Source organism: Streptomyces sp. NPDC006739, assembly GCF_042869815.1.
Classification (GTDB): domain Bacteria; phylum Actinomycetota; class Actinomycetes; order Streptomycetales; family Streptomycetaceae; genus Streptomyces.
This window is the reverse complement of the sequence record NZ_JBIAGM010000017.1, coordinates 63,073-81,340: the sequence shown is the minus strand read 5'-3', so window position 1 is coordinate 81,340 and position 18,268 is coordinate 63,073. Positions and strand designations below refer to the sequence as shown.

At 71.0% G+C, this 18,268-nt stretch carries 16 protein-coding genes and 2 pseudogenes; 9 read left to right on the top strand and 9 right to left on the bottom strand.

Annotated elements, in window-relative coordinates; translation table 11 throughout:
* Nucleotides 1-18: 18 nt before the first annotated feature.
* Nucleotides 19-435 carry a hypothetical protein gene (locus ACFYMM_RS29935; protein WP_388391925.1) on the bottom strand — a complete coding sequence of 139 codons (417 nt, stop codon included), beginning with the start codon at nucleotides 433-435 and terminating at the stop codon, nucleotides 19-21.
* 286 nt (nucleotides 436-721) lie between these two features.
* Nucleotides 722-1,564 (bottom strand): 16S rRNA (cytidine(1402)-2'-O)-methyltransferase, encoded by an 843-nt coding sequence (gene rsmI, locus ACFYMM_RS29930; protein ID WP_388391923.1) that lies wholly within the window; start codon nucleotides 1,562-1,564, stop codon nucleotides 722-724.
* A gap of 88 nt (nucleotides 1,565-1,652) precedes the next feature.
* Between rsmI and ACFYMM_RS29925 the strand changes: the two genes are divergently transcribed.
* From ACFYMM_RS29925 to ACFYMM_RS29915, 3 genes are all read left to right on the top strand, one after another.
* Entirely contained in the window at nucleotides 1,653-3,428 is a 1,776-nt protein-coding gene (locus tag ACFYMM_RS29925; protein WP_388391921.1) for a dolichyl-phosphate-mannose--protein mannosyltransferase, read from the top strand.
* Between the two features lie 135 nt (nucleotides 3,429-3,563).
* On the top strand, nucleotides 3,564-5,189 hold the full coding sequence (locus ACFYMM_RS29920) for a penicillin-binding transpeptidase domain-containing protein (RefSeq protein WP_388391919.1): 1,626 nt from the start codon (nucleotides 3,564-3,566) through the stop codon (nucleotides 5,187-5,189).
* Nucleotides 5,190-5,297: 108 nt separating this feature from the next.
* Nucleotides 5,298-6,974 carry a penicillin-binding transpeptidase domain-containing protein gene (locus ACFYMM_RS29915; protein WP_388391917.1) on the top strand — a complete coding sequence of 559 codons (1,677 nt, stop codon included), beginning with the start codon at nucleotides 5,298-5,300 and terminating at the stop codon, nucleotides 6,972-6,974.
* Here the strand turns inward: ACFYMM_RS29915 and ACFYMM_RS29910 are convergent, their stop codons facing one another.
* Nucleotides 6,975-7,304, bottom strand: coding sequence for an SsgA family sporulation/cell division regulator (locus tag ACFYMM_RS29910; RefSeq protein ID WP_388391915.1), 330 nt, complete (start codon nucleotides 7,302-7,304; stop codon nucleotides 6,975-6,977).
* 153 nt (nucleotides 7,305-7,457) lie between these two features.
* On the opposite strand from ACFYMM_RS29910, the gene ACFYMM_RS29905 reads away from it, so the two are divergent.
* The 3 genes from ACFYMM_RS29905 (at nucleotide 7,458) to ACFYMM_RS29895 (ending at nucleotide 9,747) form a co-directional block, all read left to right on the top strand.
* On the top strand, nucleotides 7,458-7,919 hold the full coding sequence (locus ACFYMM_RS29905; RefSeq protein ID WP_388391913.1) for a MarR family winged helix-turn-helix transcriptional regulator: 462 nt from the start codon (nucleotides 7,458-7,460) through the stop codon (nucleotides 7,917-7,919).
* A gap of 115 nt (nucleotides 7,920-8,034) precedes the next feature.
* On the top strand, nucleotides 8,035-8,481 hold the full coding sequence (locus tag ACFYMM_RS29900; protein WP_388391911.1) for an organic hydroperoxide resistance protein: 447 nt from the start codon (nucleotides 8,035-8,037) through the stop codon (nucleotides 8,479-8,481).
* Between the two features lie 69 nt (nucleotides 8,482-8,550).
* The gene (locus ACFYMM_RS29895) at nucleotides 8,551-9,747 is read left to right on the top strand and encodes a serine hydrolase domain-containing protein (RefSeq protein ID WP_388391909.1); all 1,197 of its coding nucleotides are present in this window, start codon (nucleotides 8,551-8,553) and stop codon (nucleotides 9,745-9,747) included.
* On the opposite strand, the gene ACFYMM_RS29890 is transcribed toward ACFYMM_RS29895, so the two are convergent.
* Both ACFYMM_RS29890 and ACFYMM_RS29885 read right to left on the bottom strand, forming a co-directional pair.
* A complete protein-coding gene (locus ACFYMM_RS29890; protein WP_388391907.1) occupies nucleotides 9,737-10,039 on the bottom strand; it encodes a DUF1876 domain-containing protein in 303 nt (100 codons plus the stop codon). The two genes, ACFYMM_RS29895 and ACFYMM_RS29890, sit on opposite strands and share 11 nt — an antisense overlap.
* Nucleotides 10,040-10,120: 81 nt before the next feature.
* Nucleotides 10,121-10,225, bottom strand: a pseudogene (locus tag ACFYMM_RS29885) (EamA family transporter); the annotation flags it as partial.
* A gap of 152 nt (nucleotides 10,226-10,377) precedes the next feature.
* Here ACFYMM_RS29885 and ACFYMM_RS29880 point away from each other — a divergent pair.
* Complete coding sequence (locus ACFYMM_RS29880; protein WP_388391905.1) at nucleotides 10,378-10,941, top strand: GNAT family N-acetyltransferase; 564 nt, start codon at nucleotides 10,378-10,380, stop codon at nucleotides 10,939-10,941.
* A 157-nt stretch (nucleotides 10,942-11,098) separates the two neighbouring features.
* Nucleotides 11,099-11,908, top strand: a complete 810-nt coding sequence (locus ACFYMM_RS29875) for a maleylpyruvate isomerase family mycothiol-dependent enzyme (protein WP_388391904.1) — start codon at nucleotides 11,099-11,101, stop codon at nucleotides 11,906-11,908.
* Nucleotides 11,909-12,428: 520 nt separating this feature from the next.
* Here ACFYMM_RS29875 and ACFYMM_RS29870 read toward each other — a convergent pair.
* Nucleotides 12,429-13,283 (bottom strand): EamA family transporter, encoded by an 855-nt coding sequence (locus tag ACFYMM_RS29870; RefSeq protein WP_388391902.1) that lies wholly within the window; start codon nucleotides 13,281-13,283, stop codon nucleotides 12,429-12,431.
* A 128-nt stretch (nucleotides 13,284-13,411) separates the two neighbouring features.
* Between ACFYMM_RS29870 and ACFYMM_RS29865 the strand changes: the two genes are divergently transcribed.
* On the top strand, nucleotides 13,412-14,239 hold the full coding sequence (locus tag ACFYMM_RS29865) for a MurR/RpiR family transcriptional regulator (protein ID WP_388391900.1): 828 nt from the start codon (nucleotides 13,412-13,414) through the stop codon (nucleotides 14,237-14,239).
* 80 nt (nucleotides 14,240-14,319) lie between these two features.
* Here ACFYMM_RS29865 and ACFYMM_RS29860 read toward each other — a convergent pair.
* The 3 genes and pseudogenes from ACFYMM_RS29860 to ACFYMM_RS29850 form a co-directional block, all read right to left on the bottom strand.
* Nucleotides 14,320-15,095, bottom strand: a pseudogene (locus ACFYMM_RS29860) (EamA family transporter).
* Between the two features lie 189 nt (nucleotides 15,096-15,284).
* Nucleotides 15,285-17,504: an MMPL family transporter gene (locus ACFYMM_RS29855; RefSeq protein ID WP_388391898.1), complete on the bottom strand. Its 2,220-nt coding sequence runs from the start codon at nucleotides 17,502-17,504 to the stop codon at nucleotides 15,285-15,287.
* A 158-nt stretch (nucleotides 17,505-17,662) separates the two neighbouring features.
* The gene (locus ACFYMM_RS29850) at nucleotides 17,663-18,262 is read right to left on the bottom strand and encodes a TetR/AcrR family transcriptional regulator (RefSeq protein WP_388391896.1); all 600 of its coding nucleotides are present in this window, start codon (nucleotides 18,260-18,262) and stop codon (nucleotides 17,663-17,665) included.
* Nucleotides 18,263-18,268 lie beyond the last annotated feature (6 nt).

Genomic DNA, 18,268 nt, shown 5'->3' with positions numbered 1-18,268 from the left:
GCCCGCCGGGCGCTCGGCTCAGCCGGCCTTGCGCTGGAAGGGATGCAGGAGATCGGACAGATGCCAGTGGTGGTGCTCCCCGGCGTCGGCGGGGGCCCCGGACGTCCCGGGCGCCTCGGCCGGCCCGGCCTGCGGGGCCTCGGCGTGGTGGCGCTGCCCGGCGCTGCGTACCGAAGAGACCTGGCCCGCGCGCATGATCCGCACCACGTGGCCGTCGCAGTTCTGGCACGCCGGCCGGCTCAGCGGGGACGGGACGACCTGACCCTCGGCCACGTAGAGGACGAACTCATGACCGTCGCCGTCCTTGTGGTGCTCTATCTCGTACGACTGCTCCCAGCCGTGCCCGCACCGCATGCAGGCGAAGGAATACGACTCGTTGACGACGGCCGTGGCCGTACCGCGAAGGCCGGTCTGCTGCCCAGCGATCTCACTCATGCCAGCTCCTCCCCTTGGGGGCGAGGGACAGGTGCGTCCCTGTGAACCAGTGGACGCCTGTCCCGGCCGGAGCGCACCAGGCCTGTCGAGTGTTGGAGGCGATTTGGACTCTGCTTGCCAAATCGCCCTTCTCGGCGGGGTCCGCGCTTTGCCTTCGGCGACTGTGCTTTGCTCCCTCATGGGGCGCTCGCTCATGGGAGAAGAGACCTGCTCAGAGGGGGTGTGAGCCCCTTCACAACACTTCGCCGTCCCTTCACACCGGCTCCGCCGTCGCGGCCCTGGGGAGTCAGCCGTTCTTGGCCGCCACGACCGCGTCGAACACCACCCGTTTGGGCAGTTTGGCCTCCACGGCGACCGCCGCGATGGCCTCCTTGCGCCGCTCCCCCGCCTCCTCGCGCACCCGCACCCGGCGGACGAGTTCCTCGGCGGACAGTTCCTCGGGGCCCCGCTCCGGGGCGCCCTCCACCACCACGGTGATCTCGCCGCGCACCCCGTCGGCCGCCCACCGCGCCAGCTCCGCCAGCGGGCCGCGCCGTACCTCCTCGTACGTCTTGGTCAGCTCCCGGCAGACGGCGGCCCGCCGGTCGGCGCCGAAGACCTCGGCCATGGCGGCGAGGGTGTCGTCGAGCCGGTGCGGGGCCTCGAAGTAGACCAGCGTGCGGCGCTCCCCGGCGGCCTCGCGCAGGCGCGACAGCCGCTCCCCGGCCTTCCTCGGCAGGAAGCCCTCGAAGCAGAACCGGTCGACCGGCAGACCGGACAGCGCCAGCGCGGTGAGCACCGCGGACGGCCCCGGTACGGCGGTGACCCGGATGTCCCGCTCGACGGCCGCTGCGACCAGCCGGTACCCGGGGTCGGACACCGAGGGCATACCGGCGTCGGTGACCAGCAGCACGCGCGCCCCGCCGGCCAGTTCCTCGACCAGTTCCGGCGTGCGCGCGGCCTCGTTGCCCTCGAAGTACGACACCACCCGCCCCTTGGGCGTCACGCCCAGCGCCTGGGTGAGCCACCGCAGCCGCCGCGTGTCCTCGGCGGCGACGACGTCGGCGCCGGCCAGTTCCTCGGCCAGCCGGGGCGGCGCGTCCGCGATGTCGCCGATGGGGGTGCCCGCCAAAACAAGGGTTCCAGTCACCTCCCCATCCTCCCAGGACGCGCCCGCGCCCCCGACCGGTACCGCCCATGCACGGGACTCACACAGCACGGTTCCCTACGATGGCGCGGTGACCAGTACCGCGTCCTCCATGGACACCCGGCAGGGCCAGGCACCGCACGACCAGCGGCCGGCGTGGCAGCAGCGGCTGCGCCGTTTCGGCTACACGGCGCCCTCACCGGCCCCGTCGGCCGGCCCGGCCGCGCCGGGGGCCGGCGGCGACGTACGGGACCGGCTGGTGCCGCCCTACGCCGAGCCGAGCCCGCGCCTGTGGCTCTCCCTGGGCGTGCCGCCGGCCCTGGCCCGGCGCGTCGTCCGCTGGTCGGGCTGGGTCGGCCCGCTGCTGGTGACGCTGATGGCCGGCCTCCTGCGGTTCTGGAACCTGGGCAGCCCCAGGGCGGTGATATTCGACGAGACGTACTACGCCAAGGACGCCTGGGCGCTCGTCCACCGCGGCTTCGAGGTCAACTGGGACAAGAACGCCAACGATCTGGTGCTGCAGACGCACGGCCATCTGACCATCCCGGCGGACGCGGCGTACGTCGTGCATCCGCCGGTCGGCAAGTACGTCATCGGCCTGGGCGAGCTGGTGTTCGGGTTCAACCCGTTCGGCTGGCGGTTCATGACGGCGCTGCTCGGCACCCTGTCCGTGCTGCTGCTGTGCCGCATCGGCCGCCGGATGTTCCGCTCGACGTTCCTCGGCTGCCTGGCCGGCGCGCTGATGGCGGTGGACGGTCTGCACTTCGTGATGAGCCGCACCTCGCTGCTCGACGGCGTGCTGATGTTCTTCGTGGTGGCGGCCTTCGGCTGTCTGGTCGTCGACCGCGACCGGACGCGCGAGCGGTTCGCCGCCGCGCTGCCGGCCGACGCCGACGGCCGGGTCCGGCCGGACGGGGACGTGGGCGACACCCTGCGCCCGGGATGGCGTCCCTGGCGCTGGGCGGCCGGTGTGCTGCTCGGTCTGGCCATCGGGACCAAGTGGAACGGGCTGTACATCCTGGCCGCGTTCTGTGTGATGGCGCTGCTGTGGGACGTGGGCGCCCGCAAGGTGGCCGGCGCCCGGCGCCCGTACGCCGCGGTGCTCAAGTACGACCTGGGCCTGACCTTCCTGGCCACGGTCCCGGTGGCGACCGCCGTCTACCTGGTCTCCTGGCTCGGCTGGATCCTTTCCCCGACCAACGGCACGGGCGGCTACTTCCGCAACTGGGCGGCCACCGACGGCAAGGGCGGCCACTGGACGTTCCTGCCGGACTGGCTGCGCAGCCTGTGGCACTACGAGCACGAGGTCTACAACTTCCACGTCCACCTGTCGTCGCCGCACACCTACCAGTCCAATCCGTGGAGCTGGATCGTGCTGGGCCGCCCGGTGTCGTACTACTACGAGTCCCCCGCGCCCGGCGCCGACGGCTGCCCCGCGGACGCGGGCCAGAAGTGCGCCCGCGAGGTCCTGGCCATCGGCACACCGCTGCTGTGGTGGGCGGCCTGCTTCGCGATCCTCTACGTCCTGTGGCGCTGGCTGCTGCGCCGTGACTGGCGGGCCGGCGCCATCGCCTGCGGCATCGCGGCCGGCTACCTGCCCTGGTTCATGTACCAGGAGCGGACGATCTTCCTCTTCTACGCCGTCGTCTTCATCCCCTTCCTGTGTCTGGCGGTGGCGATGCTGATCGGCGCGATCGTCGGCCCGCCCGGCTCCAGCGAGACCCGCCGTGTGGTCGGCGCGGCGGGCGCGGGCGTGCTGGTGCTGCTGATCGCCTGGAACTTCATCTACTTCTGGCCCCTGTACACCGGGACGGCCATCCCGATCGACTCCTGGCGTTCACGTATGTGGTTGGACACCTGGGTCTGAGAACGTCTCCGTTCGGACAACAATCGGCAACCTCGTCACAGCAGACACGGCAAGCGCATACAGTGCGTCCCCAGGACCTGTTTTTGAACGCGTTCACAATACGCGAGCAGGGCCGAACGGGGAGGGGAACGCGCGATGCGCAAGGGAGTCAAGGGCGCCGTCATAGGAGGCGTCTGCGCCGTCATGGTGGGTGGGGCCGGGTACGGCGCCTACAACCTCATGTCGGCGCTGTCCGGCACCGGGGGCTCGGGGGCCGACGGGGTGAAGGTGCTGAGCGGGCCGCCCGGCGCCTCGGAGGTGCGGGAGACGACGACGAAGTTCTTCGCGGCCTGGGAGAAGGGGGAGGCGGCGACGGCGGCGTCGTACACCGACGACGCCGCGGCGGCCGGCACCCTGCTGAGCGACTACGGCGGGGACGCGCACATCACCGCCGTACACATCACGCCCGAAGCGGCCACCGGCACCACCGTGCCCTTCACGGTGCGGGCGACGGTGTCCTACGGCGGGCAGTCCAAGGCGCTCGACTACAAGAGCAGCCTCACGGTCGTGCGCGGCCGGACCACGCACCGGGCGCTGGTCGACTGGCGGCCCTCCGTCGTCCACCCGCAGCTGCGCACGGGCGACACGCTGGTCACCGGCGCGGCGGCGAGCCCGCCGATCGAGGCCGTGGACCGCGACGGACAGGTGCTGACCAAGGAGCGGTACCCGTCCCTCGGTCCCGTCCTGGACGAGCTGCGCGGCCGGTACGGGTCCAAGGCGGGCGGACGCGCCGGGATCGAACTGGTGATCCACCACCAGGGTGAGGGCCAGGCCGACACCACGCTGCTGACCCTCGCCGAGGGCAGGGCCGGCAAGCTGCGCACGACCCTGAGCGCGAGCGCGCAGGCGGCGGCGGAGACGGCGGTCAGGAAGTACCCGGAGTCGTCCGTGGTGGCCGTCAAACCCAGCACCGGCGAGGTGCTGGCCGTGGCCAACCACCGCGGCGACGGCTTCGACGCGGCCTTCCTCGGCGAGCTGGCCCCCGGCTCCACCATGAAGATCATCAGCGCCGCGACCCTCATCGACGACGGCCTCACCACGGCGAACGGCCCGGCGCCCTGTCCGCCGACCGCGACCTGGCAGAGCCAGACCTTCAGCAACCTGAAGGGTCTGGCCCCCGACGAGCACGCGACCCTCTCCGAGAGCTTCGCCCGCTCCTGCAACACCGCCTTCGTGAAGTACGCCGACTCGGTGAAGGTGGACTCCCTCACCAACGAGGCGCAGCAGCGGTTCGGGCTCGGCCAGGACAACTGGAAGGTCGGCATCCCGTCCTTCGACGGCAAGGTCCCCGCCTCCGGCGGCCCGGACACCGCGGCCAACCTGATCGGCCAGGGCCAGGTGCAGATGAGCCCGCTGAACATGGCGTCGGTGACGGCCACCGCGATGACGGGCACCTTCCGGCAGCCGGTGATCGTGCCGCAGCGGCTGGACGGCCGTGACCTGGCCACCGCCGGGGGCCTGTCGGCCGGCACGGTCGCCCAGCTGCGCGCGATGATGAACCGCACCGCGACCAGCGGCACCGCGGCCGGCGTGATGGCCGGGCTGAGCGGCAGCATCGGCGCGAAGACCGGCTCGGCGGAGGTCGACGGCCAGACCAGGTCGAACAGCTGGTTCGCCGGTTACCGCGACGACGTCGCCGCCGCCGCGATGGCCCAGGACGGCGGCCACGGCATCGACGCGGCCGGTCCGATTGTCGCAAGCGTGCTACGGACTGCCCGCTGAAGTCACTCGTACAGGAAGGGACTCTAGGGTGGGGCCCGTCGTTGGGGTGTGTGAGAGCTACGAGGGCCGGCGGGGGACCCTGGGGATTTTCGCGGAGGAACGAAGGCTGTGGGCAACAGAAGGCGCGTCGCCGAGCGACGGAAACGGAAGACCAGGCCCGCCGTGCTCGGCGGGATGATCACCATGGTCGTCTGCGGCGCCGGCCTCGGCGTCTACGCCCTGTACGGGGGCGGCGCGTCGGCCGACGCGCAGCCCTCGGGCGCGGGTGACCACAAGGCCGTGAAGACCGGTCCGCCGTCCGCGGCCGAGGTGCGGACGGTCTCCGCGCGCTTCCTGACGGCCTGGCAGCACGGCGACGTGACCGGGGCGGCGGCCGCCACCGACGACTCCGCCGCCGCCACCGCGCTGCTCACCGGCTACACCAAGGACGCCCACCTCAAGGACGTCACCCTCACCCCCGGCACCCGCGCGGGCGCCAAGGTCCCCTTCTCCGTGAAGGCCACGGTGTCGGACCACGGCCTGAGCAAGCCGCTCGCGTACGGCAGCTCGCTCACCGTCGTGCGCCGGGCGAGCGACGGCAAGGCGCTCGTCGACTGGCACGCCGCCGTCGTCCACCCCGATCTCCAGGACGGCGACACGCTGGTCACGGGCGAGTCCGGCACCCCGCCCATCAAGGCGCTGGACCGCGACGGCGGCGAGATCACGGCCGCCAGGTACCCCTCGCTGGGCACGGTGCTGGACGGGCTGCGGGAGAAGTTCGGCAAGACGGCGGGCGGCCGGGCGGGCGTGGAGCTGCGCGTGGTGCGCGGCAAGGCGTCGCAGAAGGCCCAGCTGCCCGACAAGACGCTGGTCGAGCTGAGCAAGGGCACGCCGGGCACGGTACGGACGACGCTCAGCCCGACCCTCCAGGCCGCCGCCGAGCAGCAGGTCGGCAAGCAGGCCCGGGCGTCGGTGGTGGTCATGCGGCCCTCGACCGGTGAGATCCTCGCGGTGGCCAACGCCGGCCACGGCTTCAACACGGCCTTCCAGGGCTCCCTCGCGCCCGGCTCCACCATGAAGATCGTGACCTCGACGATGCTGTTCGAGAAGGGGCTCATCACCCCCGACGCGTCGCACCCGTGCCCCAAGACGTACAAGCTGGCCGGCTGGACGTTCCACAACGACGCCAATTCCGAGATCAAGAAGGGCACCTTCAAGCTGAGCTTCGGTGCCTCCTGCAACAACGCCTTCATCGACTTCGCGCCGAAGCTGTCCAACGGCGACCTGACGAAGGAGGCCCAGGAGGTCTACGGCCTCGGCATGGACAACTGGGCCATCGGCGTCCCCACGTTCGACGGTTCGGTCCCGGTGCAGAGCGGCGCCCAGATGGGCGCCTCGCTGATCGGGCAGGGCGGGGTGCGCATGAACCCGCTGAACATGGCGTCGGTGGCGTCGACGGTGGAGACGGGTACCTTCCACCAGCCGTACCTGGTCTCACCGACGGTGGACCACCGCACGCTGGCCAAGGCCTCGCGCACGATGTCGGCGAAGACGCAGGCCGAGCTGAAGGAGGTCATGCAGTACACGGCGGCGTACGGCACGGCGGCCAAGGCGATGGCGGGTCTGGCGGGTCCGGACTACGGCGCGAAGACCGGCTCGGCCGAGGTCGACGGCCAGAAGAAGCCCAACGGGTGGTTCACCGCCTACCACGGTGATCTCGCGGCGGCCGGTGTGGTCGAGGCGGGCGGCCACGGCGGCGACACGGCGGGGCCGATCGTGGCGGCGCTGCTGAAGATGGGCGGCTGATCAGCGGCCGTAGGTGCGCCGCAGGAACCGGACGAGGGCCTTCGACTCGAACTGGACCACCGAGACGCCCTGCGCGGAGTGGAACTCCACCACCGCCTGGACCCGCCCGCACGGCCACACCCGTACGTCGCCGCTCTCGGCCGGGGCCCGCAGCCCCTGTTCCAGCAGCGACCGGGACAGGGTCCACTCGTGCGTGCCCGGCAGCCCCACCTGGACCGTACGGGGGTCGGCCTCGGAGTCGTAGCGCAGGACCACGGGGACCGCCGGGTCCTCCAGGAGATCCTCGTCCGTGACGATGTGGGCTCGCGCGTACTGCTCGACTACAGACATCGAACGGCCCCTTACCCTCAGTGACCTGTGCGGAATCTGTGCGTCCGCCTCCTCTCCAATGTGCCATATTTCGGGGATCCCGCTCGCCGCGGCGTCTTACCGCCGTCTCCGTACCGGCCGCCGCCGTCGTCCGCGGTCCGTGACAATGGGCGCGTGACACATCAAGAGGAGTCCGGGTCACTGCTCCTTGACGAGCAGCTCTGCTTCGCGTTGTACGCCGCCCAGCGCGCGGTGACCGCCGCGTACCGCCCGCTCCTCGACGACCTCGGGCTCACCTACCCGCAGTACCTGGTGCTGCTGGTGCTGTGGGAACGCGGCGAGACGACGGTGAAGGAGCTGGCCTCGGCCCTGCGTCTGGACTACGGCACGGTGTCGCCGCTGCTGAAGCGGCTGGAGGGGGCGGGTCTGGTGCGCCGGGAGCGCTCGGCGCTGGACGAGCGCTCGGTGCTCGTCGCGCCCACCGGGCGCGCGGAGGAACTCAGGGAGCGCGCGGCGCGCGTACCCGGCGCACTGCTCACCGCAACGGGCCTCGGCGCCCAGGAGATCGCGCGGCTGCGCGAGGAGCTGTGGCGGCTCGCGCAGCGGGCGGGGGCGGCGGCGGAGACCACTCGCTGACCTGCTGAACTCGTGTTACCCCGGGTTGCCACCCCCTGATGGGGACAACTGACCTACCAGCCAGTACCTTGTGCACGATGTATTTGTGCACGCCTGTTTCGGGGGAGGGCCCGCCATGAGTGACGGCACCAGCGTCGACACCCGTCCGACGAAGATCATGTACGTCGCCGAGGCCACCGCCCACGGCGGCCGGGACGGGTACGTCACCAGTCAGGACGGCGAGATCGAGCTGAAGGTCGCGATGCCGCCGGCGCTGGGCGGGGACGGCAACGGCACCAACCCGGAGCAGTTGTTCGCGGCCGGCTACAGCTCCTGCTTCCACAACGCGCTGATCCTGGTGGGCAACCGCGCCGGCTTCGACCTGACCGGCTCCACGGTCGCCGCGAAGGTGGGCATCGGCCCGAACAAGCACCGCGGCTACGGCCTCGCGGTCGCCCTGAGCGTCTCCCTGCCGGTGCTCGACGCGGACGTCGCGGCGAAGCTGGTGGACGCGGCCCACGAGGTGTGCCCGTACTCCAACGCGACGCGCGGCAACATCGACGTGACGATCGTCCTGGGCTGAACCCCGAGGAATCCAAGGCCGTCCCCCGGTGTTTCACTTGCTGTCGCAAGCGAAGGGGAGGGATCCGGCGTGGACGTACGGGTGAACGGCACAGTGGCCGAGGGCTTCGAGCCGGTCAGGGAGGCGTTCGCGGCGCACTTCGCGCAGCTCGGCGAGCGGGGTGCGGCCGTCACCGTCTACCGGGACGGGCACCGGGTCGTGAACCTGTGGGCCGGCACCCGGGACGTCGACGGGACCGCGCCCTGGCAGCCGGGCACGGCGCAGATCGTGCGCTCGGCGACGAAGGGGGTCGCCGCCGCCGTACTCCTGCTGCTGCACCAGCGCGGGCAGCTGGACCTGGACGCGCCGGTGGGCGAGTACTGGCCGCAGTACAAGGCGGCGGGCAAGGAGCGCACCCTGGTCCGGCACCTGCTCGCGCACCGCGCCGGCGTCCCGGTCCTGGACCGCCCGCTGACCCCCGCCGAGGCGGCCGACCCCGACCTCGGCGCGGCGGCCGTCGCGGCGCAGGCACCGGTGTGGGAGCCCGGCACGGACCACGGCTACCACGCGCAGACCTTCAGCTGGCTCACCGCCGAGCTGGTGCGGCGGATCACCGGCCGGCCGATCGGCGAGTGGATCGCGCACGAGATCACCGGCCCGCTCGCCGCCGACCTGTGGCTGGGCCTGCCGGAGTCCGAGACCGGCCGGGTCGGCAGGGTCGGCCCGGTGGCGGCCCCCAAGACGGCCGGCGCCCTGCGCACCCGCCCGAAGCGGGCGGTCACCGAGGCCTACGCCGATCCCGGCTCGCTCACCCGCCGCGCCTTCGCCGCGATCACCCCGCTCCCGGACGAGAACGCGCCCGCCTACCGCGCAGCCGCCCTGCCCGCCTCGAACGGCATCGCCACCGCCGACGGCCTCGCCCGCTTCTACGCGTCGCTGATCGGCGAGGTGGACGGCGGCATCCGGCTGTTCACCCCGGACACCGCCGAACTGGCCCGCGCCGAGCAGTCCGCCGGTCCGGACCGGGTCCTCGTCGTCGGTACCCGCTTCGGCTGCGGCTACATGCTGCACGGCAGCGCGTCCCCGCTGCTCTCCCCCGGCTCCTTCGGTCACCCGGGCCGCGGCGGCGCCCTCGGCTTCGCCGATCCCGACTCGGGCATCGCCTTCGGCTATGTCACCAACGGGTTCCGCGAGAGCGTGACGGCGGATCCGAGGGCGCAGGCGCTGGTGCGGGCGGTACGCACGGCGTCTGGGGACGAGTCCGGGTCCCGGCCCGTCACACGTTGATGGTGTGCGAGGTCCGCCCGGACTCCGCGTCGATCTCCGTGTGCGCCTTGCTCAGCAGCTCCATGGCCAGTTCGTTGAGGGCGCGCGCCCCGGCGATCTCCTCGCCGACGCGCGGCTGATTGACGTCGGTGTGATGCCGGCTCGCATGCCCGTGCGACCGTACCTCGCTGCCGTCGGGCAGCCGGACGAGGGCGACCGCGCGGGTGTGCTCGTCGTCCTCCAGGAACTCCAGTTCGACGTGCCATCCCACGGCGCTGTGCATCGTGCCTGTCGTGCCCGTCGTGTCCGTCATGATGACCACCTCCCACAGCCGTTGCTTCCAGGGTGCTCCTCGGCTCGCGGGACGTCACGTCGGCACCGGCCCGGCACCCGCTCATCCGGCGTGCGGCATCGGTCCGATCCCGACGACCGGCAGCCCGGCGGCGGCGACCCGGGGAGCACCGAACCGCTCCTTGAAGAACAGCGCGCCGATCGCGGCCCGACGATGATCGATGTCAGCGTGCACGCGGCGAACCGCGGTCCGGAGGTGGGATCGTCGGGCTTGACCTGGGCGATCTCGTATAGGGCCCCGTCACGGGATGGCACCGTTCGCAGGGTCTGGCGCCTACGTCTCTGCGTAGTGTCTGCTATATGACGATCAATGTGCGCAGGTCCCGTCCCGAAGATCACGCAGCGATCCTGTCCCTGATGGACAAGGCCCGCGGAGTGGGGTTCAGCGATGAGGAACGGGCGCGTCGAGGCTTTGTGCAGGGCAACCTGACGGGCGAACTCCTCAGGCGTTTCCAGGATGGCCCAGGCATCTTCGTCGCCGATGCCGCGGGGGAACTCGCCGGGTTCGCGATCACGAGCGAGCCGGGCTGGTTCCCGCCACAGCACCCGGCTGCGGCAGCCGTCGCGGCCGTCACCAAGGCGACAGACGGACGCGACCTGGGCAGGCTCTTCCTTTACGGCCCCGTCGCGGTCGACGAACGTTTCCAAGGGCGTGGGGTGCTGACGAAGCTGCTCACGGCGCTCAGTCACGCTCTGATGGATGACTTCGACCTCGCTGTTGCGTTCGTCGAGACAGCCAACGAGCGCTCCTTGGCCGTGCACCGGCACTACGGGATGGCCGAGGACGCCCACTTCCAGGCGGGCGGACGCACATACGTGGCCTTCACCTTCTCGCCGGCGGCTTTCGCACAAGGACCGTCCTGACGCGTGGACGGACGAGACCGCTGGTTCAGGCAGAAGGCCCAGAGCAGGGCGAGTCCGACGACCTGGAGAAGTGCCGACCGGCGGCCGCACTCGGCCCGCGAGGACGACCGCAGTGGCTCGCCGAACTCAGGGACATTGATCACGCAACGGGTGCGAAGTGACAACCGCAGCCGCGTACAAGCGACCCGTTTCGTTTCTCGCGTACACAGCCAACCGTACCGAGGACACGGAGCGCGTTTGCGGTCTGCTGCTGCACCAGTTCTGGCCGGGTAGCTTGATCGGCATGGATCACGGGCGGGTCGTTGAAGCATTTCGTCTTGAGGCGGAGCAGCTTGCGCGAGTGATGACGGGGGTCTCGGCGGGCGAATGGCGTCTGCCGACGCGGTGTGCACCGTGGGACGTGAGCGATTTGCTGGCTCATGTCCGGGTGGTGATTTCCTGGCTGCCAGGCATGCTGGCCGCGTCTGCACCGCCCCGCGCCGAAGTCTCTGCGGTGGATTACTACCGACCCGACGACCGTTTCGCTCCAGACACCAACGCGGCCCGGATCACCCTGGCCCAAGACCACGCGGCCACACAGCTCAACGGCGCCGCGCTCGCCGACGACTTCAACGCCATGTGGCAACAGGTGGACCGATTGTGCCGGTCCGCACCCGAAGGGCGTGTGGTCCGCACCCGGCACGGCGATCCGATGCTCCTGTCGGAGTTCCTGCTGACGCGCGTGGTCGAGGTCGCCGTGCACGGCTTGGACCTCGCCGACGCCCTGGGGCGCGAACCGTGGCTGACCGCCCCTGCCGCAGATCTGGTGCAGGAGCTTCTGTTCGGACCGGACGGGGCAGCGACAATGGAGAAGCTGGGCTGGGATCAACTTCGCTCCCTGCGCAAGGCCACCGGACGCGAGCCGATCTCCGAGGAGGAAGCATCGGACGTCAGCCGATCCGGCATCCGATGGCTCACGCTGGGGTGAGGGCCCCGTCACCTGGGGCGAGCCCTGACCTGCGTGGGTATTACTGCATGAGCGGGCTTGACCCGATCCTCGTGCAGCGCGGCGACAGGCGCGCGCTCACGGTTCGCCACGGTCTCGGGGGCTGCACAGGGCATCGCGACGCCCGTTGTGTGAGCGCCCTGCTGTGCCGGTGTCCTGATGATATGACAGGTCGCCGTTCCGGGGCATTCTTCTGGTCGTCAGCCGTTACTCTGCCCACCTGACGTCACCACAGCAGATCAGGGGGATCCACTCATGCCGCAGGAGCCGTGGGCGGGGTTGTCCGAGGCCATCAGCGCGATCCGGGAGGCCCTGTTGCCGCAGTTCTACGACCTCGCGCCCCGACCGGGTTGTTACCGCATCAACACGGGTTGACCGAAGATTCGCGCAGGGGCGAGCACCAGCTCAGACAGTCCGGCACAAGCCCGACACCGACAGCTCGGCACGGGCGTGTTGGACGCGTTCTCCGAGGTCAGCTCGGGCAGCCAGTCGGCTCGGACGTTCAGGTGTGCGCGAGCTGGAGCACGGCGATGCCGGCCACCACGGTGACGCTCGCGGCCAGCCGTCGGCCGCCCAGTCGCTCGCGGAAGAACACGGTACCGAGCAGCGCGGCGATGACGATGCTTGTCTCGCGGAGTGCGGCGATGGACGCCAGGTCGCCGTGGTCCTGCGCCCATACCACCAGCGCGTACGCGGTCAGTGAGAGCACCCCACCAGTCAGTCCGCGCATCGGGGCGTCGCGCAGCCGGGCGGACAGGCGGCGCCCGCCCAGCACGAAGGCACCGGCGCAGAAGAGCATGCCCTGCAGCAGGAAGCTCCAGGCTATGTAGCCGAAGACGCTGTCTGAGCGCCGTACGCCCGTACCGTCGACGATTGTGTATGAGGCGATCATGACGCCGGTGCCGAGGGCAGCCGTCAGTGCCGGCAACTGGGCGCGGTCCGGCAAGCCGTCCGCCAGAGCGAGGGCGACCAGCCCGGCTGAAATGATCAGGACGCCGGTGAGTTCGGGGGCTGACAGCTCCTGGCCGAGAACGCTCACCGAGAGGACGGCGACCAGCAGGGGTGCGACGCCGCGCGCGACCGGGTACATCTGACCGAAGTCACCGAGCCTGTAAGCCTGGAGCAGCAGCGTCTGATAGGCCACCTGGAGCAGGGCTGACGCCGCGATGAACGGCCACGCAGCAGAGCCAGGGAGCGGGGTGAAACTGACCCAGATCGCGCTGACGCCGACGAAGACGAGGTTGATCAGCGTGAAGCCGGCGAGCTTGTTCGGAATCGCGTGCGCCAGTGCGTTCCACCCGGCGTGCAGCACCGCTGCGGTCAGCACCACTACGGGCACGGCAGTGCCGGCTTGCATGAACACATTCATGAGCGTCGACCGTTCCAGAAGCTGAAGCGTCAGGGAATTGAATTCCGCATTATGCTACAGCCATGGAACATCATTCCCTGATCGGAAGTGCTTCTACCGACGCACGGACCGTTGACGTGCGGAATCTAGCGGCCCACGTACGCGCCCGACTGCCGCAACTGCGCGACGCGGAGGCAAGGGTCGCGCAGGTCCTGCTCGACCAGGGACCTGAACTGGTGCGGCTGAGCGTGAGCGACGTAGCCGCCATGGCGCACACAGCGCCCTCCTCCGTGGTCCGCGCCTGTCAGCGGCTGGGCTTCCGCGGCTATCAGGAGGTGAAGATCATCGCAGTCCGGGAGTCGCCCCGGCCCACCACGCCGGCAGGCGCCGATCCCACCTCCCGCGCGTTGGCCGACACCGTGCAAGCGGCACGGGAGGCCCTGGACGGGCTATCCGCGACAGTCTCTCCCGACGGCCTGCGCACTGCTGCCGAGGCGTTGCACGGCGCGAGCCGGATCCTGGTCGTCGGTGCTGGCCTGTCCACCGCGGTGGCCACCGACGCGGCCTACCGCCTCAGGGCCCTGGGCTGCGCCGTCGACGCCCCCACTGACCCACTCACCGCCGAGGTAGCCGCCTCGCTGCTCCCCTCGGATGCCGTCTGCCTGGCCGTCAGCCACACCGGCGCCACCCGAACCACCGTGGACGCCGCCCGACGCGCCCACACGCGCGGAGCCACAGTCATCTCGCTCACCAGCTATGCCCGTTCGCCGCTGACCGAGACCAGCCAGTGCACGCTACTTGCCGGCGGCCAGGACCTCACTCTCGGCCTCGAAGCCGTGGCAGGGCGCCTCGCTCACCTCGTCGTGGTTGACGCACTGGCCCTCACCCTGCTGGCGCTGCGCGGTTCGGACGCCCAACAGGCCCTCGCCCGCTCCGCCGAGGTCACCGCTGCTCACGCGTACTGACCTTGCGAATCCGCCGCGCTCGTGCACCGGTGAGGGCTGCTTGTGCACGGCCGGGTGGCGCGGGACATGATGGCAGGCTCTCAGCATCCCTGAACAGCCAAGTTATTACTGCATGAACCCGACTTGACCGAGGACTCCCGCAGGGCGGCCACCGGGGCGAGTTCGGCGCGCGTCTGGGCCCACAGGACCAGGGCGTACGCGGCGACCGAGAGCACGGAGCCGAGGAGGCCGACCGGGACGTGGGGCCGCAGCAGCGGGACGATGCCGCCCCGCACGCGCGCGTACAGGAAGGCCGGGATGACGACGCCCTGAATGCCATCAGCCAGGCGATGTAGCCGAGCGGGGAGTGGGCGGCGCGGACGCCCAGGCCGTCGATCAGCGTGTACGCGGCGATCGTCAGACCGGTCGCGAGGGCCGCGCCGATCGCGGCCCGGTCCGGCCGGTGCCCGCGCAGCCCCCACAGGCTCACTGCGGTCAGCCCGACGCAGGACACGGCGATCCCGGCGGCCGCCCAGCCATCGGGCACCTCGTGCGCGAACACGGCCGCCGGCACGGTCACCACCAGCGGCGCGGTGCCGCGCGCGAGGGGGTAGGCCTGCCCGAAGTCACCGAGCCGGAAGGAGGTCGTCAACAGGGTGTAGCAGACGATGTGCACGCACGCGGAGACGAGCAGATACGGCCAGGCGGGCGCCGCCGGGAACGCCACGAACGGCGCCAGCGCCAGCCCGGTCAGCACCCCGCCGCCCGAGATCAGCGCGAACCCGACGAGTTTGTCGGTGATCCGGTGGGCGATCGCGTTCCAACTGGCGTGCGCGACGGCGGCGAGCAGAACGGCGGAGGCGACCAGCGGCGTCACGCGCTCGGCTCGCGCACGCCGGCGGGACGGGTTCCTGATGTGGATGGCGTGGTCATGGACCGGCACGTCAGCGGCAGGCGCGCGGGACGGGCGAGGGGGCGAGGTCCCCGCGCGGGGGAACGGAAGGCCGGTGAGGACGCTCCGTCGTCGCGGAGTCCTCACCGGCCGGTCCGTGCCGGAAGCGGTGCGTCAGACGTGTGCCAGTTCCCGGTCCTCGTCGGGGCCGGTGTTCTCGCGGTCCCGCGCCGTACGCAGGCCCTCGCCCTCCACGTCCACGTTGGGCAGCGCGCGGTCCAGCCACCTCGGCAGCCACCAGGCACGCTTGCCGAGCAGGGCGAGGACGGCCGGGACGATCGCCATGCGGACGATGAACGCGTCGAAGAAGACGGCGACCGCGAGGCCGAAGCCGATCATCTTCACCATCGACTCGCTGGAGCCGATGAAGCCCGAGAAGACGGCGATCATGATGATGGCGGCTGCCGTGACCACCCGCGCGCCGTGCCGGAAGCCGGTCACCACCGCCTGGCCGGGCTTCTCGCCGTGGACGAACGCCTCCCGCATCCGGGTGACGAGGAAGACCTCGTAGTCCATCGCGAGGCCGAAGACCACGCCCACCATGAAGATCGGCATCATCGACATGACCGGGCCGGTCTCCTCGACGCCCACCAGGCCGGACAGCCAGCCCCACTGGAAGACCGCGACCACCGCGCCCAGGGCCGCCATCACGCTCAGCAGGAAGCCGAGGGCCGCCTTCAGCGGGACCAGGACCGAGCGGAAGACCACGATCAGCAGCAGGAACGCCAGGCCGACCACCAGCACCAGGTACGGGACCAGGGCGTCGTTCAGCTTCTGCGACACGTCGATGTTCATCGCGGTGGAGCCGGTGACGTAGAGCTTCGCGTCCGTGGCGGACGAGATGCCGGCGCCCTTGTCACGGATGGCGTGGACCAGGTCCTCGGTGGTGGTGGAGGACGGCTTGGAGCCGGGGACGACGGTGATCGTCGCGGTGTCGCCGGCCTTGTCGGGCGCGGCCGGGGCCACCGTCACCACGTCCTTGAGGCCCTTGATCTCGTCGCGGACCTTGGTGAAGGCGGCCTTCGGGTGGGTGCTGTCCTTGGCGTCGACCACGACCAGCAGCGGCCCGTTGAAGCCCGGTCCGAAGCCCTCGGACAGCAGGTCGTACGCGCGGCGCTGCGTCGTCGACGTCGGCTGGGAGCCGTCGTCCGGGAGGCCGAGCTGCAGTGAGGCGGCCGGGACCGCCGCCGCGCCGAGGCCGACCACACCGAGCAGGAGTACGGCGACCGGGCGTCGTACCACGAAGCTCGCCCAGCGGGTGCCCATGTTGGGGCGGTCCGCCTTCCTCGGCCCGCGGCCGCCGCCGAGCAGCTTGCTCTTCTCGCCCGCCGGCTTGACCTTGCGGCCCGCGTACCCGAGCAGCGCCGGGATCATCGTCAGGGCGATCAGTACGGCGATGGCGACCGTGCCCGCCGCCGCGATGCCCATCTTGGTGAGCATCGGGATGTTGACCACCGACAGGCCGACCAGGGCGATCACGACCGTGAGGCCCGCGAAGACCACCGCCGAGCCCGCCGTGCCGACGGCGCGTCCGACCGCCTCCTCGCGTTCGCGGCCCTCGGCGAGTTCGGCGCGGTAGCGGGAGACGATGAACAGCGCGTAGTCGATGCCGACGGCCAGGCCGATCATCGACGCCAGGGTGGAGGTGGTGGACCCCAGGTCCAGGGCGCCGGCCAGGGCCGTGATGGTGGAGACGCCGATGCCGACGCCGATGAGGGCCGTCAGCAGCGGGAAGCCGGCCGCGAGCAGCGAGCCGAAGGTGATGACGAGGACGACGGCCGCGATCGCGATGCCGATGACCTCGCTGGAGCCGGTCTCGGGCGTGGCGGTGAGCGCGTCACCGCCCACCTCGACGGTCAGTCCGGCGTTCCGCGCGTCCTGTGCCGCCGCCTTCAGGGCCTCCCGGGTGGAGTCCTTCAGCTGCATGCCGGAGACCTCGTACTTCACCGAGGCGTACGCGATCGTCCCGTCCTTGCTGACGGCGTGCCCGGTGTAGGGGTCGGCGACGAAGCTGACCTCGGAGCCGTCCTTCAGCTCCCGCACGGTCTTCTCGACGGTCGCCTTGTTGGCCGCGGCCGTCATCTTCTCGCCGCTCGGCGCCTTGAAGACGACCCGCGCGGTGGCGCCGTCGGCGCTCATCCCGGGGAAGCGCTGTTCCAGCAGGTCGAAGGCCTTCTGGGCCTCGGTTCCGGGGATGGAGAAGGAGGTGTTGCCGGCGGCGGGGGCGCTGGCCGCGCCGACGCCGGCCAGGGTCAGCAGCGCCACCCATATCAGGGCGACGAAGTGCCGTCGCCGAAAGGCGAGTCGGCCCATTTTGTACAGGAACGTGGCCACGAGGTCGTACTCCCGGTCAGGTCGTGGGGTGGTTCAGGGCAGGGTGATCGACCCTTTGGGGCAGGGGTGATCGGCCCGACGACGTGAGCGGTGACGTCAGGTACAGGTGTGGGTGGGGATGGTTCAGGTGGTGAGGGCGGCCCGGATGGCGGGACGGGTCAGCCGGTGACGCCGAATGCGGGGAGGACGACGGCGTCGATGTACGAGAGCAGGAAGCGCTGTGTCGGCGGCTGCTCGTCGATGAGCGTCCGCGCGGCGAACGCACCGACCATCATGTGCACCATGAACTCGGTCGCCGGGTTGTCCGCACGGACCTCGCCCCGGTCGATCGCGCGCTGCAGGATGCGCCGGAACTCCGCCATCTCGGGCTCGATGAGGTGCTCCCGGAACGCCTTGAGGAGATCCGGGTTGCCGTGGATCGCCATGGCCAGGCCCCGCATCAGCGCGGAGTTCTGTTCCATCTCGCAGTCGTCGGAGCGCAGCGTGAGGGCGTGCAGATCGCCTCTGAGCGACCCGGTGTCGAGTCCCAGCAGGGAGCCGCCCGGCTTGTTGTGCCGCACCGCCTTGGCGACCAGCTCGGCCTTGCCACCCCACTGGCGGTAGAGCGTGGCCTTGCTGGACCGGGTACGGGCGGCCACGGCGTCCATGGTGAGGGCGTCGTAGCCGACTTCCCGAAGCAGGTCGAGCACGGCCTCGTACAGCTCGGCCTCACGCTCGGGCGTGATCCGGCTGCGACGCGCGGCGGCGACCTCGGTCATGTCCCT